The sequence below is a fragment of the Dactylosporangium sp. NPDC005572 genome (assembly GCF_040605515.1).
Taxonomy (GTDB): Bacteria; Actinomycetota; Actinomycetes; order Mycobacteriales; family Micromonosporaceae; genus Dactylosporangium.
Genome location: NZ_JBEXCY010000035.1, coordinates 1 through 24,951, shown reverse-complemented (window position 1 = coordinate 24,951; position 24,951 = coordinate 1). Strand labels below are relative to the sequence as shown.

The 24,951-nt window shown below is 69.8% G+C and carries 28 protein-coding genes; 2 read left to right on the top strand and 26 right to left on the bottom strand.

Annotated features, from left to right (window positions below):
• Window positions 1-25 precede the first annotated feature (25 nt).
• From ABZS66_RS19605 to ABZS66_RS19545, 13 genes are all read right to left on the bottom strand, one after another.
• On the bottom strand, window positions 26-778 hold the full coding sequence (locus tag ABZS66_RS19605) for a glutamine amidotransferase (RefSeq protein ID WP_354759492.1): 753 nt from the start codon (window positions 776-778) through the stop codon (window positions 26-28).
• On the bottom strand, window positions 775-1,164 hold the full coding sequence (locus tag ABZS66_RS19600) for a carboxymuconolactone decarboxylase family protein (protein WP_354759490.1): 390 nt from the start codon (window positions 1,162-1,164) through the stop codon (window positions 775-777). Before ABZS66_RS19600 ends, ABZS66_RS19605 begins: the two co-directional genes overlap by 4 nt.
• On the bottom strand, window positions 1,161-1,751 hold the full coding sequence (locus ABZS66_RS19595) for an amino acid synthesis family protein (protein WP_354759488.1): 591 nt from the start codon (window positions 1,749-1,751) through the stop codon (window positions 1,161-1,163). The genes ABZS66_RS19600 and ABZS66_RS19595 overlap by 4 nt, the downstream gene beginning before the upstream one ends.
• Window positions 1,748-2,353: an amino acid synthesis family protein gene (locus ABZS66_RS19590; RefSeq protein WP_354759486.1), complete on the bottom strand. Its 606-nt coding sequence runs from the start codon at window positions 2,351-2,353 to the stop codon at window positions 1,748-1,750. The genes ABZS66_RS19595 and ABZS66_RS19590 overlap by 4 nt, the downstream gene beginning before the upstream one ends.
• Window positions 2,354-2,369: 16 nt before the next feature.
• Window positions 2,370-3,980, bottom strand: coding sequence for an amidohydrolase (locus tag ABZS66_RS19585; RefSeq protein ID WP_354759484.1), 1,611 nt, complete (start codon window positions 3,978-3,980; stop codon window positions 2,370-2,372).
• A gap of 17 nt (window positions 3,981-3,997) precedes the next feature.
• Window positions 3,998-4,975: an aldo/keto reductase gene (locus ABZS66_RS19580; protein WP_354759482.1), complete on the bottom strand. Its 978-nt coding sequence runs from the start codon at window positions 4,973-4,975 to the stop codon at window positions 3,998-4,000.
• Window positions 4,976-4,987: 12 nt separating this feature from the next.
• Window positions 4,988-6,412 (bottom strand): aldehyde dehydrogenase family protein, encoded by a 1,425-nt coding sequence (locus ABZS66_RS19575; protein WP_354759480.1) that lies wholly within the window; start codon window positions 6,410-6,412, stop codon window positions 4,988-4,990.
• Window positions 6,412-7,023 (bottom strand): isochorismatase family cysteine hydrolase, encoded by a 612-nt coding sequence (locus ABZS66_RS19570; protein ID WP_354759478.1) that lies wholly within the window; start codon window positions 7,021-7,023, stop codon window positions 6,412-6,414. The genes ABZS66_RS19575 and ABZS66_RS19570 overlap by 1 nt, the downstream gene beginning before the upstream one ends.
• 25 nt (window positions 7,024-7,048) lie before the next feature.
• Window positions 7,049-8,527 carry an ABC transporter substrate-binding protein gene (locus ABZS66_RS19565; RefSeq protein ID WP_354759476.1) on the bottom strand — a complete coding sequence of 493 codons (1,479 nt, stop codon included), beginning with the start codon at window positions 8,525-8,527 and terminating at the stop codon, window positions 7,049-7,051.
• Window positions 8,528-8,639: 112 nt separating this feature from the next.
• Window positions 8,640-9,392: an ATP-binding cassette domain-containing protein gene (locus ABZS66_RS19560; RefSeq protein ID WP_354759474.1), complete on the bottom strand. Its 753-nt coding sequence runs from the start codon at window positions 9,390-9,392 to the stop codon at window positions 8,640-8,642.
• Window positions 9,389-10,291, bottom strand: a complete 903-nt coding sequence (locus ABZS66_RS19555) for an ABC transporter ATP-binding protein (protein WP_354759472.1) — start codon at window positions 10,289-10,291, stop codon at window positions 9,389-9,391. The genes ABZS66_RS19560 and ABZS66_RS19555 overlap by 4 nt, the downstream gene beginning before the upstream one ends.
• Entirely contained in the window at window positions 10,288-11,175 is an 888-nt protein-coding gene (locus ABZS66_RS19550; protein WP_354759470.1) for an ABC transporter permease, read from the bottom strand. The genes ABZS66_RS19555 and ABZS66_RS19550 overlap by 4 nt, the downstream gene beginning before the upstream one ends.
• A complete protein-coding gene (locus tag ABZS66_RS19545; RefSeq protein WP_354759468.1) occupies window positions 11,172-12,119 on the bottom strand; it encodes an ABC transporter permease in 948 nt (315 codons plus the stop codon). Before ABZS66_RS19545 ends, ABZS66_RS19550 begins: the two co-directional genes overlap by 4 nt.
• A gap of 226 nt (window positions 12,120-12,345) precedes the next feature.
• On the opposite strand from ABZS66_RS19545, the gene ABZS66_RS19540 reads away from it, so the two are divergent.
• Window positions 12,346-12,888, top strand: coding sequence for a PadR family transcriptional regulator (locus ABZS66_RS19540; protein ID WP_354759466.1), 543 nt, complete (start codon window positions 12,346-12,348; stop codon window positions 12,886-12,888).
• Here ABZS66_RS19540 and ABZS66_RS19535 read toward each other — a convergent pair.
• From ABZS66_RS19535 to ABZS66_RS19500, 8 genes are all read right to left on the bottom strand, one after another.
• Window positions 12,885-13,892 carry a LacI family DNA-binding transcriptional regulator gene (locus tag ABZS66_RS19535; RefSeq protein WP_238009353.1) on the bottom strand — a complete coding sequence of 336 codons (1,008 nt, stop codon included), beginning with the start codon at window positions 13,890-13,892 and terminating at the stop codon, window positions 12,885-12,887. The two genes, ABZS66_RS19540 and ABZS66_RS19535, sit on opposite strands and share 4 nt — an antisense overlap.
• Window positions 13,893-13,965: 73 nt before the next feature.
• On the bottom strand, window positions 13,966-14,310 hold the full coding sequence (locus tag ABZS66_RS19530; RefSeq protein ID WP_354759464.1) for a hypothetical protein: 345 nt from the start codon (window positions 14,308-14,310) through the stop codon (window positions 13,966-13,968).
• A 14-nt stretch (window positions 14,311-14,324) separates the two neighbouring features.
• Window positions 14,325-15,050: an isochorismatase family protein gene (locus ABZS66_RS19525; protein WP_354759462.1), complete on the bottom strand. Its 726-nt coding sequence runs from the start codon at window positions 15,048-15,050 to the stop codon at window positions 14,325-14,327.
• Window position 15,051: 1 nt separating this feature from the next.
• Window positions 15,052-16,035, bottom strand: a complete 984-nt coding sequence (locus ABZS66_RS19520; RefSeq protein WP_354759460.1) for an ABC transporter substrate-binding protein — start codon at window positions 16,033-16,035, stop codon at window positions 15,052-15,054.
• A gap of 37 nt (window positions 16,036-16,072) precedes the next feature.
• Complete coding sequence (locus ABZS66_RS19515) at window positions 16,073-16,837, bottom strand: ABC transporter permease subunit (RefSeq protein WP_354759458.1); 765 nt, start codon at window positions 16,835-16,837, stop codon at window positions 16,073-16,075.
• Window positions 16,834-17,619, bottom strand: a complete 786-nt coding sequence (locus ABZS66_RS19510) for an ABC transporter permease (protein ID WP_354759456.1) — start codon at window positions 17,617-17,619, stop codon at window positions 16,834-16,836. Before ABZS66_RS19510 ends, ABZS66_RS19515 begins: the two co-directional genes overlap by 4 nt.
• Window positions 17,616-18,440, bottom strand: coding sequence for an ABC transporter ATP-binding protein (locus ABZS66_RS19505; RefSeq protein ID WP_354759454.1), 825 nt, complete (start codon window positions 18,438-18,440; stop codon window positions 17,616-17,618). Before ABZS66_RS19505 ends, ABZS66_RS19510 begins: the two co-directional genes overlap by 4 nt.
• Before the next feature lie 13 nt (window positions 18,441-18,453).
• A complete protein-coding gene (locus tag ABZS66_RS19500) occupies window positions 18,454-19,581 on the bottom strand; it encodes an NAD(P)/FAD-dependent oxidoreductase (protein WP_354759452.1) in 1,128 nt (375 codons plus the stop codon).
• A 210-nt stretch (window positions 19,582-19,791) separates the two neighbouring features.
• Between ABZS66_RS19500 and ABZS66_RS19495 the strand changes: the two genes are divergently transcribed.
• Window positions 19,792-20,691 carry a ribokinase gene (locus ABZS66_RS19495; protein ID WP_354759450.1) on the top strand — a complete coding sequence of 300 codons (900 nt, stop codon included), beginning with the start codon at window positions 19,792-19,794 and terminating at the stop codon, window positions 20,689-20,691.
• A 195-nt stretch (window positions 20,692-20,886) separates the two neighbouring features.
• Here the strand turns inward: ABZS66_RS19495 and ABZS66_RS19490 are convergent, their stop codons facing one another.
• The 5 genes from ABZS66_RS19490 to ABZS66_RS19470 all read right to left on the bottom strand — a co-directional run.
• The gene (locus ABZS66_RS19490) at window positions 20,887-21,606 is read right to left on the bottom strand and encodes a helical backbone metal receptor (RefSeq protein ID WP_354759570.1); all 720 of its coding nucleotides are present in this window, start codon (window positions 21,604-21,606) and stop codon (window positions 20,887-20,889) included.
• Window positions 21,607-21,662: 56 nt separating this feature from the next.
• Entirely contained in the window at window positions 21,663-22,172 is a 510-nt protein-coding gene (locus ABZS66_RS19485; protein ID WP_354759448.1) for a MarR family transcriptional regulator, read from the bottom strand.
• Between the two features lie 151 nt (window positions 22,173-22,323).
• Entirely contained in the window at window positions 22,324-23,538 is a 1,215-nt protein-coding gene (locus ABZS66_RS19480; RefSeq protein ID WP_354759446.1) for an RNA-guided endonuclease TnpB family protein, read from the bottom strand.
• A complete protein-coding gene (locus ABZS66_RS19475) occupies window positions 23,535-24,104 on the bottom strand; it encodes an IS607 family transposase (RefSeq protein WP_354759444.1) in 570 nt (189 codons plus the stop codon). The genes ABZS66_RS19480 and ABZS66_RS19475 overlap by 4 nt, the downstream gene beginning before the upstream one ends.
• Window positions 24,105-24,241: 137 nt before the next feature.
• The coding region (locus ABZS66_RS19470) for a methylmalonyl-CoA mutase family protein (RefSeq protein WP_354759442.1) at window positions 24,242-24,951 on the bottom strand (710 nt) is incomplete at its 5' end.

The window sequence follows — 24,951 nt, the reverse complement described above, 5'->3', positions numbered from 1 at the left end:
AGCGGTGTCCGGCATCCCAGGAGCGTCAGGCCCCGATACTCCAGGCAGCCATCTGCTGCCAGAGCCGGTTGTAGCCGGTCCACGAGAGGAACTCGTGCGGCGCCCAGTGCGGGCCGCAGTCCGAGGTGAAGGCCACCGAGCGCCCGGCCCCGTGATGCCCGACCACGAGCAGCGGGTCGGTGCCGACGGTCGCCAGCACCTCGGCCTCCGGCTTGGGCGTGACAGCGTTGTAGCCCAGCAGCGCCGGCCAGGTCGCGTCGAGCCCGGCAACGACCTCGTGGTCCTTGAGGGTCACCTCGGGCAGGACACCGGCGGGCCGCTCGACGCGGTCGTCGTACGGCGACATCGTGACCGGCAGGGCCTCTTCGACCGGCGAGCCGTGGTAGCGGGCCTTGGCGTCGACGCCCTGGAACGTCAGGTAGCCACCCACCATGATCAGCCCACCCCCGCCGGCGACCCACTCGCGCAGCGCGGCAAGACGGTCGGGTTGCGCCTCGGCGTACTTGAAGGTCCGCGGGTGCAGCAGCAGCGTGTTGGCGCCGATGTCGCTGAGGATCACGCAGTCGTACGCCCCGAGTTCCTCCGGCGTGGCGGGGAAGTCAGTGGCCGCGACATGCGACGGCTGGTAGGCGACGTCCCAGCCACCCTCGAGGAGCGCGTCACGCAGGGCGCCCACGCCCTCCTCGTACTCGGTCGTCGTGAAGCTGTCGAATCCCTTCTGGTGAATGCTGTGGACGGTCCAGGACTCACCGGCGATGAGGACGCGTTTGCGGGTCATGGGGCTTTGCTCTCTTTCGTGTGCTCGGTGATGGCCGCCGAGGCGACTCGGAAGGCGTCCACGCCCGCCGGGACTCCGCAGTAGACGGTGGCTTGCAGCAGCACCTCGCGGATCTGCTCCTCGGTGCAGCCGTTGCGGAGCGCGCCGATGACGTGGGCGCGCAGCTCGTGCGGCCGGTTCAGCGCGGTGATCATCGCCAGGTTGAGCAGGCTGCGGGTGGCGCGCGGGAGGCCGTCGCGGGTCCAGACGCCACCCCAGCAGTACTCGGTGACGAACGTCTGGAGCTCGGCGGAGAACTCGGTCGCGTTGGTCAGAGCCCGGTCGACGTACGCGTCGCCGAGCACCTCCCGCCGCACGGCCATGCCCGCTTCGTACTTTTCGCTCATGCGCGGACCAGTGATCCCTCGTCGGCGTCCATACCTGGCGGGCGGGCGAACGGGCGTCCCGCGTCGGAGCCGGCGACAGCGACGACGATTTCGTCGGAGCGCGGGGCGTCGGGGATGGTGACGACCGTCGTGGCGTTGAACGAGCGCCAGCGCGGCTGGTTCTTGTGCCCGAGCGGCACGGTCACCGGCGCACCGCAGCTCCCCCGCTTGCACGTCGAGGTCATGTACGTCTCACCGCCGGCCAGGTCGCGCAGGACGTTGCCGAACCGCAGCGTCTGGATCAGCGCGGCGGACTGCTCGATCGAGGCGCCGTCACCGCCGAGGGCGGCCTTGCCGTACGACTCGATGTTCTCGTGGCCGCCGAACGCGTCGATGAGGCGGGGCACGATGAGCCGGCCGACCGCGGGCGCCCACTCGCGCACCTCGGGGTCGAGGTCGGCCACGTAGCCACGTCCGTACCAGGGGTTCTTGACGACGGCAGCGACGACGACGGTGCGCCACGGGTCGCCCTTGATCGGGCGTCCGGCCTCGTAGCGGGCGGTGTTGTCGAGGACGACGACCTTGCGGACGGAGAACGGGGCAGTCATTGGGTCGCTCCTTCGAGCATGCGAGCTTCGGCGTCCATGGCGACCTTGTCCTGGGCGCGGCTGCCGAGGCGGGCGAACGGCCGCGGCCCGGTGGCCCCGGCGAGGGCGATGACGATCTCGTCGGGGGCCGGCGACTCGGCCGGGACGATGTCGAACGACATGTAGTAGTCGCGGAGCGCGTCGTCGTCGCGGTGGGTGATCGGAACGGTGATGATCGCGCCGGCTGGGCCCCGGCTGTTGGTGGAGTAGATCAGGCCGGTCGAGCCGATCACCGAGCGTGCGCCCTTGCCGAACCGCGGCGTGTGGATGATGGCGGAGGTGTGCTCGACCTCGCCGCCGAGGCCGACGACGGCGGCCTTGCCGTAGGCCTGCACCTGGTCGGGGCCGCCGAGCGCGGCACACAGGGCCTCGGCCAGGTGCACGCCGAGCTCCTCGCCGATCTCGAGCCCCGCGGACAGATCGCCGTCGGTGCCGGTGCCGTACCAGGGGTTCTCGATCACGGCGGCGACGACCGCGGTGCGCCACGGCGTGTCCAGGACGCGGTCTTCCTCCTCGAAGAGGTCCTCGGTGTGGACGATGGTGTTGCGGATCCTGACGGGCATGCGGGTTCCTCTCTGATCAGGAGTCGAGGGTGGAGCGGAGGCCGGCGAACGCCTGGCCCTCGTGGCTGGGGAGGCCGTCGAGCAGGGTCAGCTCGGAGGTGATGGCGGTGATCTGCTCGTCGGGGACCTTGAAGTAGTCGTCGCTGAGCACGGCGAGATCGGCTTTCATGCCGCGGCGCAGTACGCCGGTTCTCGTCTCGTCGAGCCCGATCCAGGCGCTTCCGACGGTGTAGGCCCGCAGCGCCTCCTCCCGGGTGAGCAGCTGCTCGTGCGTGCGGGAGGGGCCGCGGCCGCCGTTGATGCCGGTGACCAGCCAGTGCAGCGCGTGCCAGGGGTTGGCCGGAGCGGCGACCATCGCGTCGGTGCCGGCGCCCAACGGCAGCCCGAGGTCGAGCATGGTCCGAAGCTTGGGCTGTTGGCGCACCCGCTCGGCGCCGAGGCGGGCGGCGAGATCGGCGGCGCCGGTGGACATCCAGTGCTGCACGGTGATGCCGAACCCGAAGCTCTGGATTCGCTTGAGGGTGTCCTCACTGGCGAAGTCGGCGTGCGAGAAGGACATCCGCCGGGCCGCCGCGAACTGCGAGCGCGGGATGGTGTCCCAGACGTCGAGGATCTGGCGGATCGCGCTGTCGCCGACCGCGTGGATGTTGATGGCCCAGCCACGGTCGATCGCGCGCAGCGTCATCTCGCGGAGCTCGGCGCGGTGTTCGGCGCAGAGCACGAGGTCCTCGAGGCCGTCGGCGTCGTACCAGGAGTGGCTCATGATCTCGCCGACGCCGACCACTCGGAGCAGATCGTCGCCGAACCCCGGGCGGACGTATGCCATCGTGTTGTCGAACTCGCTGGTCTCGTCGTCGCCGAAGACGTGGGTGTAGAGCCGGACGCGTATGTCGAGGCCGCCGCGGCGGTGCAGCTCGTGGAGGCCGCGGTAGGCGTCGACACCCATCCGGGATCGGCCGCCCATGTCGACCACGCCGGTCAGGCCGAGCGCTGCCAGCTCGGCGACCAGGGTGTGGGTGGAGCGGACCTCCCGCTCGACGTCATCGATCATGGTGTACCGCAGGCAGTGGTTGAACTCCGGGATGCCGCTGATGACGCCGTCCTCGGCGGTGACGCCGCAGATCTGCATGGCCGGCGTGTTGAGCGTGGCCCTGGTGTAGATCTCCTGTGCGTAGACGGGGTTGTCCGGCGCGGCGGCGTCGAGCTCGGCTCGCGACGGTGCCCGGCCCTCGGCGAACTGGAACGGGTGCCAGCCGCCAAGTACGGTGATCCACTCTCCCGGCTTGCGATTGCGGGCCGCTGTGCGGATGATCTCCAGGGCCTGCTCGACGGACTTGGCGTCGTCCCAGCGGGCCTCGTCGATCCAGGCGCGCCCAGCCCTCACGAAGTGGATGTGCGAGTCGTACAGGCCCGGGATGACGCGCCGCCCGCCGAGATCGACCACCGTGGTGTGCGGCTGGACCAGTTCGCCGATCTCGTCGGCGGTTCCGGTCGCCGCGATACGGTCGCCGCGGACCGCGAGCGCCTCGACCGCCGCCGGGCCGTGACCGCCGGCGGTGATCCGGCCGTTGAGCAGGACCAGGTCAGCGGGTCCGCGCAGGCTCGCGCCCGCATGGTTGCGTGTCATGCGTGACTCCTCAGTAGTCAGAAACCGACGGGCAGCCGCGGCGTGTAGGGCGCCTCGAGCTGCTTGCGCTCCTCGTCGCAGAGGACGAGGTCGAGGGCGCCGAGCGCGTCGGTGAGGTGCTCGGGCCGGGTCGGGCCCACGATCGAGGTGCTGACGGCCGGCTGGTGCAGGGTCCAGGCGAGGGCCACCTGTGCACGGCTGGCGCCGTGGTGGCCGGCGATCCGGCCGACGGCGTCGACGATCTCCCGGTTGGACTCCTCGTCGAAGGTGTAGAGGGTCTTGCCGTACTCGTCGGTTTCCATGCGTTCGCTGACCGCGCCCCACTCCAGGGCGAGCCGACCGCGGGCGAGCGGGCTCCAGCCCATCACTCCGATGCCCTCGGCGAGGCAGAACGGGTGCATCTCCCGCTCCTCCTCACGCATGAGCAGGTTGTACTGGTCCTGCATGGCGATGAACCGGGTCCAGCCGTGCATTGCGGCCCGGTACTGGGCGCGGGCGAACTGCCAGGTGAACATTGAGGACGCGCCGAGATAGCGGACCCGGCCGGATCGAACGAGGTCGTTGAGCGCCTCCATCGTCTCCTCGATCGGCACGTCAGGGTCGTACCGGTGAATCTGGTAGAGGTCGATGTGGTCGGTGCCCAGGCGGCGAAGGCTGGCGTCCACCTGGGCGAAGATTGCCGCCCGGGACAGGCCGCGGCCCTTCGGTCCCGGCCCCATCGGGACGTACACCTTGGTCGCGAGCACCACGTCGTTGCGTACGCCGAACTCGTTGAGCAGTGTGCCGATGATCTGCTCGCTGGTGCCGTGCGAGTACATGTTCGCCGTGTCGAAGACGGTGATGCCGGCGTCCAGGGCGGCCCGCACGATCGGGCGAGCTTCGTCGAGTCCGATCGTCCACGGATGGGTGCCCTTGTCCGCGTGGCCGAAGCCCATGCATCCCAGGCTGAGCCGGGACACCTCGAGGCCGGAGTGGCCCATGCGTGTGTACTTCATGTCTCTCCCCGCTCAGCCGGTGATGACGGCCTTCGTCTCGAGGTACTCCTCGAGGCCGAACTCGCCTTCCTCACGGCCGTTGCCGGACTGCTTGTAGCCACCGAACGGCGCCGTCTCGGTGGCGTCCATGGTGTTGATGTAGACCCGCCCGGAGCGCAGGCGCGGTGCCAGCGCGAGGGCGTGCTCGCGGTCCGCGCTCTGGACGTAGTTGGCCAGCCCGTACGGGGTGTCGTTGGCGATCGCGACGGCCTCGTCCTCGGTGTCGTAGGCGATGATCGGCAGCACCGGCCCGAAGATCTCCTCGCGGGCGATCGTCATGCTGTTGTCGACGTCGCCGAAGATCGTCGGCCGGACGAACCAGCCTGTGCCGACGTCGGATGGCCGGCCCAGCCCGCCGGTGACGACCCTGGCGCCCTGCTCGATGCCGCTTCGGATCATCGACTGCACCCGCTCGAACTGGGCGCCGGAGACGACCGGGCCCATCTCGGTGACGGGGTCGGCCGGGTCGCCGTAGCGGATCGATTCCGCGGTCTGGCGGGCGTACCGGAGGGCCTCGTCGTACCGGCTGCGGTGCACCAGCATGCGGGTGGGCGCCTGACAGGACTGCCCGGAGTTCTTGAACGCCCGGCGTACCCCTGCCGCGACCGCCTGCTCGTGGTCGGCGTCGGGCAGGATGATGTTGGCGGACTTGCCGCCGAGCTCCTGGTGGACGCGTTTGACCGAGTCGGCTGCGGCCTTGGCGATCAGGATCCCGGCCCGGGTCGAGCCGGTGAACGAGACCATGTCGACGTCGGGATGCGCCGAGATGCTCTGTCCCACCGTCGCGCCGTCGCCGTTGACCAGATTGAACACACCGGGCGGCAGCCCGGCCTCGTCGATCACCTCGGCCAGCAGCATCGCCGACAGCGGCGCCATCTCACTGGGCTTGAGCACAACAGTGCAGCCGGCGGCAAGCGCGTACGCGAGCTTTCCGGCGATGAGGTTGAGCGGCCAGTTCCAGGCGGTGATGAGCCCGGCGACGCCGATCGGCTCGCGCCGTATCGTGACCGTGCCGGACAGCGGCGTCGCCAGCTCGTACTGCTGGAGGGTCTCGATCGCCCGCTCGAACTGTCCGATGAGGCTGGCGGCCTGGGCCTGCCGGGCGAACGTGATGGGCGCGCCCATCTCGGCGCTGATGGTGGCCGCGACCTCGTCGAGGCGCGCCGTGTAGCCGTCGATCACCGCACAAAGGAAGGTGATCCGCTCGTCCGGGGTCGTTCGGCCCCAGGTCTCGAAGGCGCGGCGGGCGGCGGCGACGGCAAGGTCGACATCGGCGGCGGTGCCCTGGGCGACCACCCCCGCGACCTGCTCGGTCGCGGGGTTGACCACCTCGATGCGGTCAGGGCCGAGTGGGGTGACCCAGGCGCCGTCGATGTAGAAATCGGTGCTGTGCGACATCAGGCCGTCGCCTCATCGAGGGCCTGCTTGCCGTCCGCGATCACCGCGCCGAGGCTGCTCATGCTCAGCAGGGCGTTCTCGTGCAGCTGCTCGGTCTCGCTGGTGACGCAGTCCTTCGCGACCCAGACCCGGAAGTTGCGCTGCAGGGCGGCGCGGGCCGTCGTCTCGACGCAGGCATTGGTCAGCACGCCCGACATGACGAGGTTGACCACACCGAGGCCGGCCAGCAGCGGTTCAAGGTTGGTATAGAGAAAGGCGTCCCAGCGGGTCTTGCTGACCACGTAGTCGCCGGGCTGCGGAGCGATCTCGGCGACGATCTCGCCCTCGCTGCCTTCCATTGCGAACGACGTGCCGGCGGGCAGGCCGACCGCGGCCGCCGCCTCGCGGTGGATCCGCATGGCGTTGAGCATGTCCGGTAGGGTCTCGTAGCGTACGTAGACGACCGGGACGCCACGCTCGCGGGCGGCCGCGATCAGGGCCGCGTTGTGCTCGACGACGGCCGGGACGTTGATCAGGGCCGGCCAGCCCATCTTCTCCTGCAGGCCGCCCTCCGGGCGCCAGCAGAAGCCGTTCTGCATGTCGATGACGACCAGAGCGGTCTTGTCCGCCATGGGTGTCTCCCTTCCTCCGGTCGGATCAGGACATCGAGATCGTGGTGAAGTTGATCCACCAGGACATGGGCTGCTCGAAGCCGGTCACGGCCTTGGTCATGGCGCGTGGGGCGGTGTCGTTGACGACGTAGAGCCAGGGGGCATCAGCCGTCACGATGCGGGCTGCCTGGGTGAGCAGGCCCAGGCGCGCGGTGTCGTCGGCCGTGGTCTGGGCCTGGTCCATCAGCTTCTGGGCGCTGGGGTTGCAGTAGTGCGACACCGACTGGCCGTCGCAACCGAAGTTGAAGCTGCCCCACTCCGAGAAGTTGCCCATGCTGAACGGCGCGTTGTAGCCGCCCCAGTCGGCCGGGATCTTCTTGTTCACCCAGATCGACGTGATCATGACGGAGAAGTCGGTAGGCACGAGGTTGACCTTGACGCCGACCTTGGCGAGCTGGGCTTGGAGTGCCTCGTTCATGGCCTTGGGCTTCATCGTGCCGGAGCCGGAGGAGATGTAGCCGAGACTGAACGAGAAGCCGTTCGGGTAGCCGGCCTCGGTCAGCAACTGCCTGGCCTTGTCCGAGTCGTACGTGTAGATGTTGTCGTTCGCGTCGTACGCCGGGTTGGCCTCCGGCACGGTCTGGGTCTCCGGCACCGCCGTTCCGAGCAGCAGGTCGTCGGCGATGGTCTTGCGATCGATGGCGTAGTTGAGCGCCTGGCGGACCTTCGCGTTGTCGAACGGCTTCTTGGACACGTCGAGCACCCAGCCCCAGATCCAGTCGAACTCCTTCTGGGTTGTGACGAAGCCGGCCGACTTCAGGCTTGCGAGGTCGTCGGGGTCGGCGCCCTCGATCCAGTCGACCCGCTTGGCGCGCAGTGCGGCGGAGCGGGCTGAGTTGTCCGGCAGCAGCGTGATGGTGATCTTGTTGAGCTTGGGTGCGCCGCCCCACCACTTGTCGTTCTTGTCGAGCACGAGCTCCTGGGAGCTGATCGAGCTGAACTTGAACGGGCCGCTGCCGACCGGGTGCTGCGACTGGCCCTGGGCGCCGCTGTTCTTCAGCGAGGTCGGGCTCGCCATGTAGACGTTGTAGAGATCGTCGACCAGGTAGGCGTACGGCTGTTTCATAGTGATTCGCAGGCCGTAGTCGCCGGTCTTCTCCACCGACTTGATCCGGCTCAGCACCGGGTAGTTGCCGATCACCGCGGCGGAGTAGGCCGGGTTCGTCGTGTTCATGTACCGGTCGAAGTTGTAGACCGCCGCGTCGGCGTTCCACGCGGTGTCGTCGGTGAACGTGACGCCTTGGCGCAGGGTGAAGTCGTAGACCGTGCTGTCGGCGCTGACCTTCCACTCGGTGGCCAGGCCGGGGCCGATCTTGCGGGGCCGGGAGGTGTCGGACACGTCCCAGCGGGTGAGGCCGTCGTAGATGTTGTTGCCGATCAGTCGCTGGCCCTCATACCCGCCATTGGTGATGCCACCGGTGTCGAGGTTGGGGAAGGACGGCATGCTCGAGCCGATTCGGAGCACCTGACTGTCCGTCGGGGAGCCGCCGTCGCCGCCCGCGCAGGCGCCAAGGGCGAAGACGGTTGCGAGCGCGGTGCAAGCGAGACCCGCTGTTCTGAGGCGCATGATTCTCCGTTCAGGCCGGGGAGGTGGCGTGACGAGCTGCGAGAAGTTCTGCTGTGTAGGGGTCCGCGGGGTCGCGGAGGATGTCGAGGGTCGGTCCGGACTCGACCACCCGTCCCGAGCGCAGGACGGTGATCTCGTCGGACATGTGCTCGACGACGGCGAGGTCGTGGCTCACGAAGACGATCGAGAGCCGCCGTTCGCGTTGCAGGTCGGAGAGCACGTTGAGCACTTGCGCCTGAACGCCTTTGTCCAGGGCGGAAACCGCCTCGTCGCAGACGAGGATCTTCGGATCGCCCAGCAGTGCCCGCGCGATCGCGATCCGCTGGGCGAGACCGCCGGAGAGCTCGTTGGGATAGGCGTGGAGGTACTCGGGGGTCAGGGCCACCATCGCGAGGACGTCGGCCGCACGGGATTGCCGCTCCGAGCGCGGGATCCCCTGCGCCGCCATGTGGAACCAGAGCGAGCTGCGGACGGTCCGTGCGGGGTTGAGCGTGTGCTTCGGGTCCTGCGGGACGAGTTGTACGGCCCGGCGTAGGTCCCGGGGCATGCGGCGGCCCATGTCGACGGGCCGGCCGAGGACGTGCAGCGTGCCCGAGTCGGGGCGCTGGAGGCCGAGGACGGCGCGCACGAGCGTGGACTTGCCGCTGCCGGATTCACCGACGATGCCGACCGTCCTGCCTTCGTGGACCGTCAGCGACACATCGTCGAGCGCCAGGGTGGCGCCGAACCGCTGGGTGAGGTGCGCGACCTCGATGATCGTCATGCAGCCTCCTCGCAGACCCAGTGGTGGTCGGCGACCTGCCGCAGCGGGCCCCAGTCGGCGTCGCGCAGCTCGCGCGGGACGGTCGCCAGCTTGCCGCGTGGGATCGCCGCGGAGGGCTCGCCGGCGAGGAGGCTTGCCGTGTAGGCGTGGCGGGGGCGGGTGAGCACCTCGGCCGCCGGACCCTGCTCGACGAACCGGCCGTGCAGCATCACCGCGACCCGGTCCTGCGGCTCGTGTGCGATCCGAGCGGCGACCGCGATGTCGTGGGTGACGAAGACGATCGAGGTGCCGGTGGTACGGCGGAGCTCGTCGAGCAGGTCGACGACCCGGGCGCCGACGATCGCGTCCAGGGCGCTGGACGGCTCGTCGGCGACCAGCAGGCGGGGGCGGCCGCAGAGCGCGAGGGCGATCGAGACCCGCTGGCGCATGCCGCCGGACAGCTCGGACGGGTACTTGCGAACGACCTGCTCGGGGTGGCGGATGTGCACCTGTTCCAGGCGCCGCACGGCCTCGTCGCGCCGGGCGCGGCGGTCGAGGCGTTCATGCCGGCGCAGCACCTCGGCGAGCTGGGCGCCGACCGTGCGCATCGCGTCCAGCGAGGCTGCGGGGTCCTGCGACACCAGGCCGATCTCGCGGCCCAGCAGCCGGCGACGTGCCGCCGGCCTGGCCGGGCGGGTCGGCCTGCCGGCGAACTCGACGCTCCCGCGCACCTCGGCGCCGGCCGGTTCGAGGCCGATCAGCGTGCGGGCGAGCATGGTCTTGCCGCTGCCGCTCTCGCCGAGCACGGCGAGGACGGACCGCTCCGCGATGTCGAGGGAGACGTCGCGGACGACCTGTGACGTACGCGTGCCGTAGCGGAACGAGACGCCGAGGTCCCGGGCCTGGAGCAGGGCGGTCATGCAGGCCTCCGTCCCGCGAGCGCACGTCCGAGCGCGTCGCCGAAGAGGGGGAAGAGCAGCGCCAGCAGCAGCGTGACGAGGGCGGGCAGCAGGGCCAACACCGCATCGGTGTAGACCGCCGACTGCATGTCCTTGATCATCGAGCCCAGCTCGGCCTGCGGTGATGGCGCGCCGAGCCCGACGAAGCCGAGGCCGCCGACGATGGCGATCGACCCGCCCACCAGCGAGGTGGACCAGGCGAGCACGCCGGGCAGGATCGCCGGCGTGATCTGGCGCAGCGCCACGCTGACCGGACCGGCGCCGCTGACCCGGGCAACGGTCACGAAGTCGAGCTCGCGGATGCGGGCGATCTCGCCGGCCGCGATGCGCGCGGTGGGCGGGATCCAGACCGCGGTCAGCGCGATGATCGTGGTGCGCAGGCCCTGGCCGAGCGCGGTGGCCAGGAACAGCGCGAGCAGCACGGCGGGGAAGGCGAAGGTGACGTCGAGCAGGCGCATCACGATCGCGTTGACGATGCGGCCGCCGAGCCCGGCCAGCAGGCCGACCGCGACGCCGATCGCCAGCGACAGCAGCACTGGGGTGACGGCAGCGATCAGCGAGGTACGCATGCCATACATCAGCCGGGTGAGCATGTCGCGGCCCTCGGCGTCGGTGCCGAGCGGGTGCCCGTCGGAGCCGATCGGCAGCAGGCGACGGCCGGCCTCGGCCGCATAGGGGTCGGCGTGCGAGACGAGCGGGCCGACGATCGCGACGGCGGCGAGCGCGAGAATGAGGATCAGCGCCAGCCGGCCGCCCGGGGTGAGCCGTGCGAAGAGTGTGCGCCGGCGGAACCGGTCGGGCCGAGCGGGTGTGGATGTGACCTGCGCGGGTCGGGTGACCGTCATCGGGCCGCCGCCTTCCGGATCCGGGGGTCGACGGCAGCCGCGATCACGTCGGCCACGAACATGACCCCGATGAACATGGCTGCCACGAGCAGCACCACGCCCTGCAGCAGGGGGTAGTCACGCGGGCCGATGGCCTGCAGCGCGAGGCTGCCCAGCCCTGGCAACGAGAAGATCGTCTCGATGAAGACGGCGCCGCCGAGCATGGTGCCGATCTGCAGGCCGGTCACCGGGAGCACCGCCGGCAGGGCGTTGCGGTGCAGGTGGGCGGCGACAGCGGCCGGGGCTACGCCGCGGGCCTGCAGCGCCGCCGCAAGCTCGGCGACGCCCGGGTCCGCCAGCGCGGTCTTGAGCGACCGGGCGATCATCGCGCCGGGCGGCAGGGCCAGGGCGATCGCGGGAAGCGTGAGGTGGCTGAGCAGGACGGACGGCCCGGCGTCGGTGATCAGGCCGCCGGCTGGGAAGACCGGGATCGTGACGCACAGGACGATGAGCAGGATCAGCGCCACGGTGTACTGCGGCGCCGAGAGCAGCACGGCCTCGGTTACGTCCGCCGCGCCCCGCAGTGCCCTGGGCCTGCGGCGGCTGAGGTTGCCGAGCACCAGGCCGATCAGCAGGGCGAAGACGGTGGCGAGACCGGCCAGCATCAGCGTGGTGCCGAGCGCCTCGCCGAGCACCGGCAGCACTGGCCGGTTCTGCGAGATCGAGGTGCCGAAGTCGCCGTGCAGCACGTTGCGGATCCAGATGCCGAACTGGGTGAGCAGCGGCTTGTCGAGCCCGAGGTCCGCGCGCAGGACGGCCCTCTGCTCGTCGGTCGCCAGCGGCCCCAGCAGGTTGCCGGTTGGGTCGCCGGGTGCGGCGCGCACCACGACGAACACGAGAAGGGCAGCTCCGGCCAGGCTGACCAGGGACTCCGCTGTCCTCCGGGCGATGTGGCGCGCCAGCATGGGCCACCTCCGATCCCATCTCGATACTCAATTTCCGGAGTATCATTTAGCAGTATTGTTTCGGACTAATCAAGAGTGTGCGTCGTTATCGGTTGCGGCCCTCGCGCCTCTAGCGCGTAGCCGTCCGTCTACGGTTTGATCTCGCCGTCGGTGCGGTGACGCACCGGGCACATCGCCGGCTCAGCGAGGAAAGCAGGTACGCCGCGTGGCGCTGAAGCACGCAATCATGACCCACCTGATGCGCGGGTTACCCCGCAACGCGTACGTGATCGTCCAGTTCTTCGCTTCGGACTACGAACGTCTTTGGAAGGCCTCGCCGACCCAGATCTACGCCGAGCTCACCCGGATGGCCGAGGCCGGCCTGGTCGAGGTGGTGGAGAGCGTGGCCCCGACCCGGCGCTCGCAGGGCGACTATGTGCTCACCGACACCGGCCGGGAGGAGCTCGAACGTTGGCTGCTGCACACCGAGCCGGACCACGGTGTCCGCGACGACAGCCTGCTCAAGCTGATCGCCATCGGCGCGCTCGACGACGAGCAGGCCCAGATCCTGATCGGGCACGAGCGCACCTGGTACCGCCGCCGCATCCTCGCCATCGAGAAGCGACTCGAGGATTGGCCGGCCGACCACGACGGCCGCGTCTGGCGCGGCCGCCGGGCCGTCTTCGAGCTGTGGCTCGCCCAGGCACACCACATGCTCACCTGGCTCGACCAGTTCGAGTCCTACCTGGCCGACCCGTCGATCCCGCTGGCTGAGGGCTTCGGCGGTTAGCGCCGGCGCGAGCTGTCCCGCACCACCAGCTCAGGTGGCAACGAAATTCGTTGCGCCACGTGCTCAGCGCCGCGCTTGACGATGTCGCCGATCATCGCCGCCGCGGCTTGCGCGATCTCGTCGATCGGTTGCCGAATCGTGGTGATCGACAGTCGCGGGTGCGACGAGAGCGGGATGTCGTCGAAGCCGGTCACCAGCACGTCCTCCGGGACCCGGATGCCCAGCGCGTCGAAGCCTTCCAGGACGCCGAGCGCCACCACATCCGCGCCGCAGGCCACGGCCTGCGGAAGGCCGCCACTGGCGATCAGGCTCGCGGCCCGCCGACCCCACTCCGCGCTGAAGGTACCCAGCAGCGCGGCGTCGTCCGGCAGCTCCATCCCCAGCTCCTGGGCAGCCCTGAGGGCCACCTGGTGACGCGCCCGGGACGACGAGTCCGACGGCCTGGCGCCGACGTACGCGACCCTCTTCACCCCCTGCGCGGCCAGATGCTCCATGACGAGCCGCATCCCGAGATCCTCGGCGATCCCGACCCAGTCGGTCTGGATACCGTCCGCGAACTGGTCGAGCTGGATCACCGGGACGAGGCCGCGCGCCTCGTCCACGATCGGGGTGCTGAGTTCCACATGGCAGGGTGTGATGACCAGCACCTCGACGCGTGCCGCCAGGAACGAGCGGACCCGTTCCGCCTCCAGCACCGGGTCGTTGCGCGAGCTGCTCAAGTGCAGCGACAGACCGAGTCCCTGAACCCGCTGCTCGAGATGCTCGACCAGTGCGGTGAAGAACGGGTTGGCCAGCTCGGGGACGACGATGCCCACCGTCGAGGTGCGGTCGCGCCGCAGCGCCCGCGCCGCGGCGTTGACCCGGTAGCCGAGCTCCGCGGCCGCCGCGTTGACTCGGCTGCGTGTCTCCGGGCTGACCGACGGGCTGCCGCTGAGCACCCGGGACACGGTTGCCGTGGACACGCCGGCCAGGCGTGCGACGTCCTCGATCGTGCTGCGCGTCATCTTCCCTCGTCCTGCGGCAACTGAGGTACTCATCTAAGCGCGTTTCCTTCCCCCGTACAGCATCGGCTCGCACTCAGTGCCCCGCGAGTATCTGCCCGGCGCCCAGATGTTCCAGATCTTCGAGGCGGTCAACGCTCCAGGCCGCCACCCGCTCACGCCAGGCCGCCGACAGTTTCGCCCCCTCGCCGGTGCTGTCGTCGTGGGCGAACCGCTCGAAGTCGGTGACCTCGATGAGCTCACAGCCGTGCCAGACCTCGCCGCCCTCCGGCTCCCGCCCGGCCCATGAGAGGTCGATGAAGGAGACAACTGACGGGTACGAGCGCAGGACGGGCCGCAGGTAGGACAGGGACCAGTCGCGGTAGGCAACCAGGCTGTCGTGCTCATGCAGGCGGAACCGGGTGACGATGAACCGGGTCACGAGACGACCCTCCTTCACGAAGCCGGGGCGAGCGTGCCCGCGAACTGGTCGGCGGGAAGTGTCGCGATGTGCTCGACGATGCTCTGTGTGGGCAGCACGTCGGCGTACTTGGAGTTCAGGTCGAACAGCGCCATGGCGTGCGAGGCCTCGAACCGGTCGAAGCAGGCCTCCTCGGCGACCACGGTGTTGATGCCGTGCGAGAAGGCGTCGACGACCGTGGCTCGCACGCACCCGCAGGTCGTCGTGCCGCAGACGATGAGCGTGTCCGCGCCGGCGTCGCGCAGGTAGGTCTTGAGCGGCGTGTCGAACAGGACGCTCGGTGAGCGCTTGTGGAGCACGATGTCCCGTTCCTGGGGCGCGATCTCGCGCACGATCTCCTGTGGTCCGTAACCGGGCACGGACGGCGGCTCGCCCTGGCGGGCGGTGCGCCACAGTCCCTCGCCGAAGCCGTCGGGCCGCGGGTCGAAGCCGGTCGAGTAGAAGATCGGCAGGTTGCGCGAGCGGGCCGCGGCCAGCAACTGCTGGATGTAGGGGATCGCGGCCCAGCCGTAGCTGCCGCACGAGTTGTACCAGGTCTTGACGGACTCGGTGATCGGCTCGTCGATGTGGCCGGTAAACGCGTAGCTGACGTCGATCACCAGAAGCGCCGGCCGCGTGCCCATCTCCAGGTTGATGCCGTGGCCGCTCTGCGCGAGCACGGCCTTGTCGGTGTCGGTGAGGAATCGGTCCCAGATCGGCATGTCACTGTCCCAGCATCTTGGTGATGAGTTGGTTCGCGTCGGTGCTCTTGTTGAGCGTGCCGTAGGTCTTCATGAGCTCGACCCACGGCACGAAGTCCTGGGCGGTGTAGTCCTGGTACGTATACCGCGGCAGCTGCAGCGACAGCTTGTCGACCGTGGCGATGTCCAGGCCGGTGCGCTTGCTGAGCAGGGTCTTGGCGTCGGCCGGGTGGTCGCTGATCCACTTGCCGCCCTCGTCGAGCGCGGCCCGCATGCCCGCCAGCGCCTCGGCGTGTTCCTTGGCCCAGCCGGTGTTGGCCATCAGGAAGGTGGTCAGGGCGGTTTCGCTGATGATGTTGTACGGCGACACGCCGAGGTTCTGGGCGCCCGCGTCCAGCGCGATCTGCGAGTTGGGCGGGGACACCGCGATGACGTCCACCGCACCGGCGGCGAGCTGGTCGGGCATGTCGGAGAACCCCACCTGGACGAACTGGACCGACTTGAGGTCGACGCCGGCCTTGTCGAGCGTGGCCTTGACCAGCATGGTGTTCGCGCCGGCCAGCGTGGCCGAACCAATCTTGGCGCCGGCCAGGTCGGCGACCGTCTTGTACTTCGAGCCCTTCGCGGACAGCAGGAACAACTGCTGGTTGTCGGGCTGGTTACGCTCGCCGCCGCCGACGATGGTCAGCGGGACACCCGAGGCCGCCGCGTTGATGCCGATCGGCTGCACGGTCCAGCCGACGTCGAACTGCTTGCCGATGGCCGCAGGGATCGTCGTCGCGTCGTTGACCGAGGTCACCTCGACGTCGAGCCCGTGATTCTTGAAGAAGCCCTGCTGGTCGGCGGCGTAGATGGCCAGCAGCGTCACCGTAGGACTGGTCGTCACGAGGCGGATCTTCGTCGCGCCGTCCGCGCCGGATTCGTCCGGGTCCGAGCCGCAGCCGGCGGCGAGTCCGGTGAGGAGCGCGACGGCAGTCAGGGCGGTCACCAGTTTGTGAGCACGCATCATCGATTCCTCTGTTCAGAAGGGAATTCGGGGGTTCTCAGGCCGCGCGACGGCGCGGCCGGGTGCCGCCGAAGGCGGTGGCAAGTCGTTCGAGCCCGCCGGCCCCGGCGTCGACCAGCAGCGCCATGACCGCGACGACACAGATCAGGCCGTAGACGGTGGCGGACTGGTAGCTCTGCTGGGCGAGGAACATGGCCGATCCGGTGCCGGAGATGCCGGTGAGCATCTCGACCAGGATCGTGACCACGAAGGTGATCGGGCCGGCCACGCGCAGGGCGAGGAACACGGCGGGGAACAGGGACGGCAGGAGGATCTTGCGGATCACCTGCGAACGCGTGAGCTGGAGCGTGGCCCCGACGTCGCGCAGCAGCTCGGGGATGTCGGCGGCGGCCCGGCGGGTCGCCAGGATCATCGGCCACATCGAGGCGAAGACGATCGCCGTGACGGCCATCTGGTTGGTGTAGCCGAGCATCAGCACGAAGATCGGGACGGTCACCGCGGCCGGGAGCACCCGCAGGAACTCGAAGGTCGGGTTGAGCGACCGGTCGACCCCGCGGTGCTCGGCCATCGCGAAGCCGATCAGCGCGCCGACCACGGTGGCGATGATGAGGGCCAGCAGGAACCGGCCGGTCGTCGCCGCGGTGTCGCGCAGCAGCGAGCCGTCCGCCCACTGCCGCGTGATGGCCGTCCACCAGGCGGAGGGCCGGGGGAAGTAGAGCGAGTCGTCGCGGCCGAACACCTGCCACAGCAGCAGGCTGACGGCGAGCGGGACGAGCCCGCGGGCCCATTTGCGTACGGTCACCGCTGACCTCCCCCGGGCGCGAGCACGCGACTGAGGGCGTTGAAGATGCCGTTGAGCGCGACCGCGGTCACTCCGACGACGGCGATGTAGCAGAACGTGAGCTCGGGCTTCAGGGCGTTGCGGGCCATGTTGATCGCGTTGCCGAGCCCGGCCGGGTTGCCGATCATCTCGCTGACGATCGCGAGGACCAGCGCCGAGCTGAGCGACAGCCGCAGGCCGACCAGGATCGGCCCGATCGCCGAGGGAACCACGACCTGGGTCAGCTCACGAAGCCGGCTGATCCGCAGTGTACGGGCCACGTCGCGCAGCAGCGGGTCGACCTTCTCGATGCCGCCGGCCGTGCTGACCAACACGGGCCACGTGGCGACGTACGTGACCAGGGCGAGCTCAAGGTCGGCGGAGAGCCCGAAGATCAGCGCGGCGATGGGTAGCAGCGCGATGGCCGGGATCAGGCGCAGCACCGTCAGGCTGGTGGTGGTCCACTCGCGCAGCGCCTTGCTGATGCCGAGGGCGCTGCCCACCACGATGCCGATGGCGGCGCCCAGCCCCCAGCCGGCCAGGCTGTAGGTCAGCGTGTGGCCGTAGTCCTGCCAGAACGTCGCGGCCCCGAGCAGCGTCGGCAACTTGCCGGCGATGGCCAGCGGCCCGGGCAGGAACACGAAGGTGATCACGCCGGTGCTGACCAGCACCTGCCACGCCGCCAGCAGCCCGACCGCGGCGACCAGGCCCGGCAGGTTCACCCTGGGCACCAGCAGCGCGGCGCGGGTGATCGGCGCGGTCACGACCCGGCCGCCTTACCGCTGGAGCTGTGCATGACGTTGTAGATCTCCTGCCGCAGCTCCAGGTAGCGCGGCTCGGCCTTGGTGCTCACCTGGTCACGGTCGCGCGGCAGGTCGACCCGCAGGTTGCGGGCCACGCCGGCGGGCGAGCCGGACAGCACGATGATGCGGTCGCTCAGATAGATGGCCTCGTCGAGGTCGTGCGTGACGAAGACGACGGTCATGCTGGTCTGCCGCTGGATCTCGAGCAGGGCGTCCTGCAGCGTGGCCTTGGTGATCGCGTCGAGCGCGCCGAACGGCTCGTCCATCAGCAGCGCATCCGGATTCATCACCAGCGCGCGGGCGATCTGCACGCGTTGCTGCATACCCCCCGACAGCTGCCTCGGGTAGTAGTGCGCGTTCTTCGCCAGGCCGACCATCTCCAGCGCCCGCCCGGCCCGGCGGTGCTGCTCCGCCTTGTCGACCTTGCGCTCCAACCCGAGCCGTACGTTGCTCTCGACGGTCCGCCACGGCAGCAGCGAGGCGGCGTAGTTCTGAAAGACCATGACGACCCGGTCGGGTGGCCCGGTCACCGGCCGCCCGGCGAACCGGACCTGCGAGCCCTTGCCGGCCGGGTGCAGTCCCCCGAGCACGCGCAGGAGCGTGGTCTTGCCCACGCCGGAGCCGCCGAGCAGGGAGACGAACTCCCCTGGGTGGACGTCGAAGTCGACGCCCTCGAAGATCGGCGCGCCACTGGCGCCGCCGTAGCTCGCGCTGGCGCCCCGGCATTGGAAACCCGTCGCCTCAACCTCGTTCGCCAATTGCGGCGCAGCGTTACCAGCCATGACGAATGTCCCTTCAGGCGGCGATCGGGAAGCGGTCAGCGATGTGCATCTCCCGCTCCCACCACGGCAGGGTCTGGATCGCGTGCAGCACCGGCTCGCGGGCGACGAGCAGCGGGGTCGGCCACTTCCAGGTCAGGGTGTCGAGCCGCACCGACCACTTCTGGGTCAGATCGGCGTAGTTCCGGTAGGTCCGCTCCCAGCGGGCCAGGGCGTCGGGCACGGCCGGCACCTGGTCGAGCGTGTGCGCGAGCGCCCAGGCGTTGGAGAGCGCGAGCCCGGCGCCCTGCCCGAGCAGCGGGGGCAGCCCGTGCGCAGCGTCACCGAGAATGGCGGCGGAGCCGGACGACCACCTCGTGGCCTCCACGACCATGTAGTTGTGCTGGAGCGGCTCGCTCGGCGTTTCGGCGATCCTCTGGAAGAGTCCGGTCAGCGCCGGGAAGCTCGAGCTCCAGCTCACCACGTCGATCGGGTACGACACGCCCTCGGCGTCGTCCTCGGGTGAGATCAGGAAGATGTACGTCGCGTCGCTGCTGGTCGGCGTGACGCCGACGCGCCGCCGGCCCGACCAGTGCATGGTCGTGCGCGCGATCGGCTCGAACTCGCGGCCCGGAATGATGTACCGGGTCGCCACGCTCGGCAGCTGCCGGTACGTCTTGGTCAGGTTCAGGCTCGTGCGGACGGAGGAGTGGTAACCGTCCGCCCCGACCACGAGGTCGCCCGAGAAGGTGCTGCCGTCCTCGGCCACGACCGTGCCGTCGCCGGATGCCTTGACGATCTTCGAGTTCGTACGGATGACGACGCCGGCGTCGCGGGCGCCCTTCTCGAGGGCGCGGATGAGGTCTTCCCGCCGCAGCGCCCACATCCGCTGGTCGCCGACGCTGCGCTGCTGGTGCCGAGTGCGACCGTGGCGGTCGCAGCGGCGCTCGATGTCGAGAGGCAGGCCGGTCTTGGCGACCGCGCTGAACAGTCCGAGTTTCTCCAGCACCGACAACGGATTATTCCGCAGGTAGAGCCCCGCGCCGACCTCGCGGATCTCGGCGCCCCGCTCGTGGAGCTGCACCGTCCATCCGCGCTGGGCCAGGCAGTTCGCCAGGCCCAGGCCGCCGATGCCGCCGCCGACGATCTCTGCATGTCGTGTCATGGCTCTTCTCTCGCCTCGTCACATCCGTGGGCTACGGCCCTGTCATCCGGACCGCTCCTCTGGGGATGCCGGTGACTCTGGCACACCGCCATCCGAACCCGCAAGACCTTGATGTAATCCTTTACATCGCGAAACGTGCTCCCTACCATTTGCTTCACAGACGACCTATGGTCTTCGTGCAATCGTTTACATGACCGAAACGAGGATCGTGTGGCTCAGGGACAGGTTGCTGTTGTCGGCAGCGTCAACCTCGACACGATCCTGCGGGTGGCCGAGCTGCCCCGACCCGGCGAGACGGTGCTGGCGTCGGCCGCCACCGTCTGCTGCGGCGGCAAGGGCGCCAACCAGGCGCTGGCGGCGGCCCGGGCCGGCGGCGCGGCGACCACGTTCATCGGCTCGATCGGCGCCGACCCTGCCGGTGGGCAGGTCGCCACCCTGCTCACCGACCCTCTGCTCGACCTACGTCTGACAGCCTCCACCGGCGCTCCCACCGGAAGCGCCGTGGTGATGGTCGACAGCCACGGCGAGAACTCGATCGTGGTGGCGTCCGGGGTGAACATCACGGACGCACCCCTCAGCAAGGCCGACCGCACGGCGATTCGCTCAGCCGACGTGCTGCTCTGCCAGCTCGAAACACCGCCGGCCCGCGTGCTCGACGCCGCCGCCGCCCGGCGCGAAGGCGCGCTGCTCGTGCTCAACGCCGCCCCCGCGATCGACCTGCCAGACGAGCTGTGGGCGTGCGTCGACGTTCTGGTGGTCAACCAGCACGAGGCCGAGATCTACGGGACCCTGCTCGACCGCGTCCCCACGGTCGTGATCACGCTGGGCCCGCGCGGCAGCCTGCTCCAGCGGCGCGACGGCACCCGGCTGCACGTGCCCTCGTTCGACGTCACCGCCGTGGACACGACCGGTGCCGGCGACACCTACTGTGGGGTGCTCGCAGCAGAGCTGAGCCGAGGCACAGACCTGCCCACCGCCATGACCACAGCAAGCGCCGCCGCGGCCCTCACCACGACCCGCCCCGGCTCACAACCCTCGATCCCGTCGTTCCCCCAGGTCGAGGAGCTGGTCGCGGCTGCTCAGACCGCCCGCCTGTCCGGTCCACGATGAGCAACCAAACGCGTGGCGGGCGACTGGCGACGACCCGAGCTCAGCGCTGATCGACCGGGTTCGGCGCGCCGGGCGTGGAGATACCGAAGAGGCCCATCAGGTCGGCCAGCGTCCGCTGAGCACCCCACCTTCGGGCGTATCCACCGGCCACCAGTCTTGTTTCATTGCTTCGAGCCCAGTCGGGTCGCGACACAATCAGCGCACCCGGTCGAGCAGCTCCGCACGGGCCGTGGCCAGCGACGGGCCGTACCAGGTGAGCTGACGCCCCGACACGAGCACCGTCCTGACGCCGGGGAATGCCTCCGGCCCGTCGTCATCGGTGAAGGCGTAGGGCTCGTCCGGCAGCAGCACGAGCTCCGCGCCGGCCGACCGCAGTTCGGCGAGATCCACGCGGGGATAACGCTCGGAGGAGGTACCGAACACGTTGACCAGGCCGAGCCGGGCCAGGACATCACCGGCGAACGTGCGGGAGCCCACCACCATCCACGGATCGCGCCAGATGGGGACGACGACCCGCGACGCCGGCTGCGGCGCCGGGCGGCTCCACTCGTCGGCCGCGGTGCGCAGCCAGCCCGGTTCACCGACGGCGAGCACGTCGACGAACAGCCGCCGCAGCGATCGCACCGCGTCGTCGAGGGACTCGATCACGGTGACCCACACCGGCACACCGGCCGCCCGCAGCCGGTCCACGTCGATCCGGCGGTTCTCCTCCTGGTTGGCCACCACGAGGTCCGGCCGCAGCGCCGCAACCGCGGACCGGTCCGGGTTCTTCGTGCCACGCACCCGTGGCAGATCCAGCCCCGGCGGGTGCGTGCACCAGTCGGTGACCCCGACCAGCCGGTCCGGGACCGTCACGGCCAACGCCTCGCTGAGTGAGGGAACGAGGGAGACGATGCGTCCCGGCGGGCCGTCCAGGGTCACCTGATGGCCGAGATCGTCGGCCAGGTGCCGGCGCCCGGCTCCGGGGCGGGTCACGTCTCGAAGTCTCCTGCCGCCTGCCGGAGCTCGCCCAGGGTGTCGACGAGATCGCGCATTCCCGGCGAGGTCAGCTCGGGCCGGCTGAAGACCTGCTCGTTGAGCAGCTCCGTGGCCCGCGCCGCCAGGGATCGGCCGGCTTCGGTGATGGTCACCAGCACGCCACGGCCGTCGTTCGGGTCCGGACGACGGACCACCAGTCCCGCGGCCTCCAGGCGCGAGGCCGCATTGGTGACGCTGGTCGGGTGCACCTGCAGCCGGGCGCCCGCCTTGGCCATCGGTAGACAGCCCTCCCTGGTGAACGACAGCAGCATCAGCAGTTCGTAGCGGGCGAAGCTCAGCTGCAACGGGCGCAGGACGTCGTCCACCCACGCCTGGACGATCGCCTGCGCCCGCATGAGCGAGGTGACGGCGGCCATGCCTTCGGCGGCGCCCTCCCAGCCGTGCTCACGCCACAGCCGGGCGGCTTCCCCGATCGGGTCGAACGGGAGCCGTGCGCTCGTCACCGGGTTCCTCCTGGGCTGCTCGGATACCGTTCGGAGAATCTTAGTGATTCTCTTCCTGTTTCACTGGTCCGCGCCCCGGCAGGCCGGGGTCTGACAGGTCCTCCGCAGGCGTTTTGCGTCTCCGGGGAACTGCCCGGCGACGATGCCACCGTTAGGCGGCAGCGTGCATAGCGGCCAGGAGGTTCCGGGCCGCGTTGTGGTCACGGTCGTGTATGGCGCCGCACAGGCACGTCCACACCCGATCCGAGAGGGTGAGCCGGGCGTTGAGCGCTGCGCAGCGTCCGCACGTCTTCGAGCTGGGGTACCAGCGATCGGCAGTCCACAGCTTCGACCCGTACCAGTCGGTCTTGTAACCGAGTTGGCGGGTGAACTCGGCGAACCCGGCATCGGAGACGGCGCGGGCCAGCCGCCGGTTGCGGATCATCCCTGCGACGTTCAAGCTCTCCACGGCGATGGCGCGCTTGGTTCTCGCGAGCCTGGTCGTGAGCTTGTGCAGGAAGTCCGCACGCCGGTTGGCGACCGCGAGGTGCACGGCGGCGACCTTGTGGACGGCCTTGGCCCGGTTGTTCGACCCGCGTTCGCAGCGGGCGAGGGCTTTGTTGGCCCGGCGTAACTTACGCTGGGCGGCCTTCAGCGCACGGGGGGCGTGTACTTCTTCTACCTGGCCGGTGTCGTCGGCGACGACCGCGAACGTCTTGATACCGAGATCAACGCCGCACGTCGGCGCGCCCGGGTCGACCGCACGGCGCTCGTTGACGTCGGTACGGTCGATGTCGAGCTGGAACGAAACCCACCAGCGGTCAGCCTGCTCCCGGACGGTGGCACCGATGATGCGGGCACCGCCGCCGCTGAGTCGTTCGGTGAGCCACGACATGTCCTCGCGGGTGCCGACCGCTCCAACGCCGGGCAGCGCGACCGCGCGTGGCCCAGTCGGTCGAGCGCGGTCGGCGTCATACCGGAAGCGGGAGCCGTGCTTGCGCTTGCGCCACGCCGGGAACCCGACCCGCCGGCCGCGCCGGGCGCCTTTGCGGGAGTCAGCCCAGTTCTTCAGCCCGGCCGCCCGGACCCGGCACGCCTCCTTCGGCACCCGCGACGAAAGACCGGCCTCGCTGAACCAGGGGAACAGGGTGGGGTGGGCGGCCCGCCACGCCTTCTCCAGCGCCGGTGCCGACCATGGTAATGGCGTCAGCTGCTCGTCCGGCACCCCGTAGGAGCGCTCCGCGTCACGCTGGGACAGGGTCGCCTTGACCAACGCGAGGCAGAAGTTCTCCACCACCCGTGACAGCCCGGCGTGCTGGCCGAGCCGGACACGCTGTTCAGCCGTGGGATCCAGTTCAACCCGGAAACCCTGCTTGCCGTGGCTCATACGGTCGCCTCAACGGCCGCCATCGCCGCCTTCGCCTTGCGGCTGGCCGAGCGGCGACCATACAGGCGGGCGCAGAACGAGGTGAGCACCTCTACCATGTCCCGGACCAGGTCGTCGGCCACCTCAGTGTCGTCGATGACGACGATGCCGCGGCCGGTCGCGGCCAGCGCACAGGTGAGGTGCTCCACACCGAAGCGGGCCAGCCGGTCACGGTGCTCCACCACGATCGTGGTCACCTGCGGGTCGCGGAGCAGCTTCGCCAGTTTCGGCCGAGCGCCGTTGAGCCCGGACCCAACCTCGGTGGCGACCTCGGCCACGGTCAGCCCGCGGGCGGTCGCGGCAGTGACAACCCGACCGGCCTGCCGCTCCAGGTCGTCACGCTGGTCCGACGACGACACTCGGCAGTACGCCACCGTTCGGCCCGCCGATGCGGCGGCAGGTTCGAGCACGAGGTACCGGCCGGTGCCGGTCTTGACCACCGGCACGGGCATCTGCCCGTTCTTCGCCCATGACCAAGCGGTCTGGTAGTGCACGCCGTTCCGGCGTGCCCAATCAGACAACTCCACACACTGACTATCGCTGAAAAGAGCAGAGAATCATCGATGACACTCCGAACGGTTCAGTTCCCCGGAGGTTACAACGTGCGCGGGGACGAGACGGTCCTGCATCGCCGCAGGAGGCGTCCCAGCGCTCGACGTCGCGGTCATACGTTGCGCCGGTACTGGCCACCCACCTCGAAGAAGGCGTCGGAGATCTGGCCGAGTGAGCAGTGCCGCACCGCGTCCATCAGCTCGGCGAAGACGTTGCCGCCGTTCATCGCGACCTGCTGGAGCCGGGCGCGCGCGGCGGGCGCCTCCTCGGCGTGCCGGGTGTGGAAGTCGGCGAGGCGGGTCAGCTGGGACTGCTTCTCGGACTCGGTCGCCCGGGCCAGCTCGACGGTCTGCGGCGGGGTCTCGTCGCGGTGCGGGTCGAGGAACGTGTTGACGCCGACGAGCGGCAGGCTGCCGTCGTGCTTGCGGTGCTCGTACAGCATCGACTCGTCCTGGATGCGGCCGCGCTGGTAGCCGGTCTCCATGGCGCCGAGGACCCCGCCGCGCTCGGCGATGCGGTCGAACTCGGCCAGCACCGCCTCCTCGACCAGGTCGGTCAGCTCGTCGATGATGTACGAGCCCTGCAGCGGGTTCTCGTTGCCGGCCAGGCCCCATTCCCGGTCGATGATCATCTGGATGGCCAGGGCCCGGCGGACCGAGTGCTCGCTGGGGGTGGTGACGGCCTCGTCGTAGGCGTTGGTGTGCAGGCTGTTGGCGTTGTCGTAGATGGCGCACAGCGCCTGCAGGGTGGTGCGGATGTCGTTGAAGTCCATCTCCTGCGCGTGCAGCGACCGGCCGGAGGTCTGCATGTGGTACTTCAGCT

Coding starts and splice junctions, on each gene's coding strand:
- ABZS66_RS19595 (WP_354759488.1), bottom strand. CDS start 1,751: ATGACTGCCCCGTTCTCCGTCCGCAAGGTCGTCGTCCTCGACAACACC.
- ABZS66_RS19520 (WP_354759460.1), bottom strand. CDS start 16,035: ATGCGTGCTCACAAACTGGTGACCGCCCTGACTGCCGTCGCGCTCCTC.
- ABZS66_RS19600 (WP_354759490.1), bottom strand. CDS start 1,164: ATGAGCGAAAAGTACGAAGCGGGCATGGCCGTGCGGCGGGAGGTGCTC.
- ABZS66_RS19560 (WP_354759474.1), bottom strand. CDS start 9,392: ATGACGATCATCGAGGTCGCGCACCTCACCCAGCGGTTCGGCGCCACC.
- ABZS66_RS19545 (WP_354759468.1), bottom strand. CDS start 12,119: ATGCTGGCGCGCCACATCGCCCGGAGGACAGCGGAGTCCCTGGTCAGC.
- ABZS66_RS19535 (WP_238009353.1), bottom strand. CDS start 13,892: ATGACGCGCAGCACGATCGAGGACGTCGCACGCCTGGCCGGCGTGTCC.
- ABZS66_RS19605 (WP_354759492.1), bottom strand. CDS start 778: ATGACCCGCAAACGCGTCCTCATCGCCGGTGAGTCCTGGACCGTCCAC.
- ABZS66_RS19590 (WP_354759486.1), bottom strand. CDS start 2,353: ATGCCCGTCAGGATCCGCAACACCATCGTCCACACCGAGGACCTCTTC.
- ABZS66_RS19555 (WP_354759472.1), bottom strand. CDS start 10,291: ATGACCGCCCTGCTCCAGGCCCGGGACCTCGGCGTCTCGTTCCGCTAC.
- ABZS66_RS19500 (WP_354759452.1), bottom strand. CDS start 19,581: ATGACACGACATGCAGAGATCGTCGGCGGCGGCATCGGCGGCCTGGGC.
- ABZS66_RS19550 (WP_354759470.1), bottom strand. CDS start 11,175: ATGACGGTCACCCGACCCGCGCAGGTCACATCCACACCCGCTCGGCCC.
- ABZS66_RS19480 (WP_354759446.1), bottom strand. CDS start 23,538: ATGAGCCACGGCAAGCAGGGTTTCCGGGTTGAACTGGATCCCACGGCT.
- ABZS66_RS19505 (WP_354759454.1), bottom strand. CDS start 18,440: ATGGCTGGTAACGCTGCGCCGCAATTGGCGAACGAGGTTGAGGCGACG.
- ABZS66_RS19570 (WP_354759478.1), bottom strand. CDS start 7,023: ATGGCGGACAAGACCGCTCTGGTCGTCATCGACATGCAGAACGGCTTC.
- ABZS66_RS19540 (WP_354759466.1), top strand. CDS start 12,346: ATGACCCACCTGATGCGCGGGTTACCCCGCAACGCGTACGTGATCGTC.
- ABZS66_RS19575 (WP_354759480.1), bottom strand. CDS start 6,412: ATGTCGCACAGCACCGATTTCTACATCGACGGCGCCTGGGTCACCCCA.
- ABZS66_RS19585 (WP_354759484.1), bottom strand. CDS start 3,980: ATGACACGCAACCATGCGGGCGCGAGCCTGCGCGGACCCGCTGACCTG.
- ABZS66_RS19525 (WP_354759462.1), bottom strand. CDS start 15,050: ATGCCGATCTGGGACCGATTCCTCACCGACACCGACAAGGCCGTGCTC.
- ABZS66_RS19580 (WP_354759482.1), bottom strand. CDS start 4,975: ATGAAGTACACACGCATGGGCCACTCCGGCCTCGAGGTGTCCCGGCTC.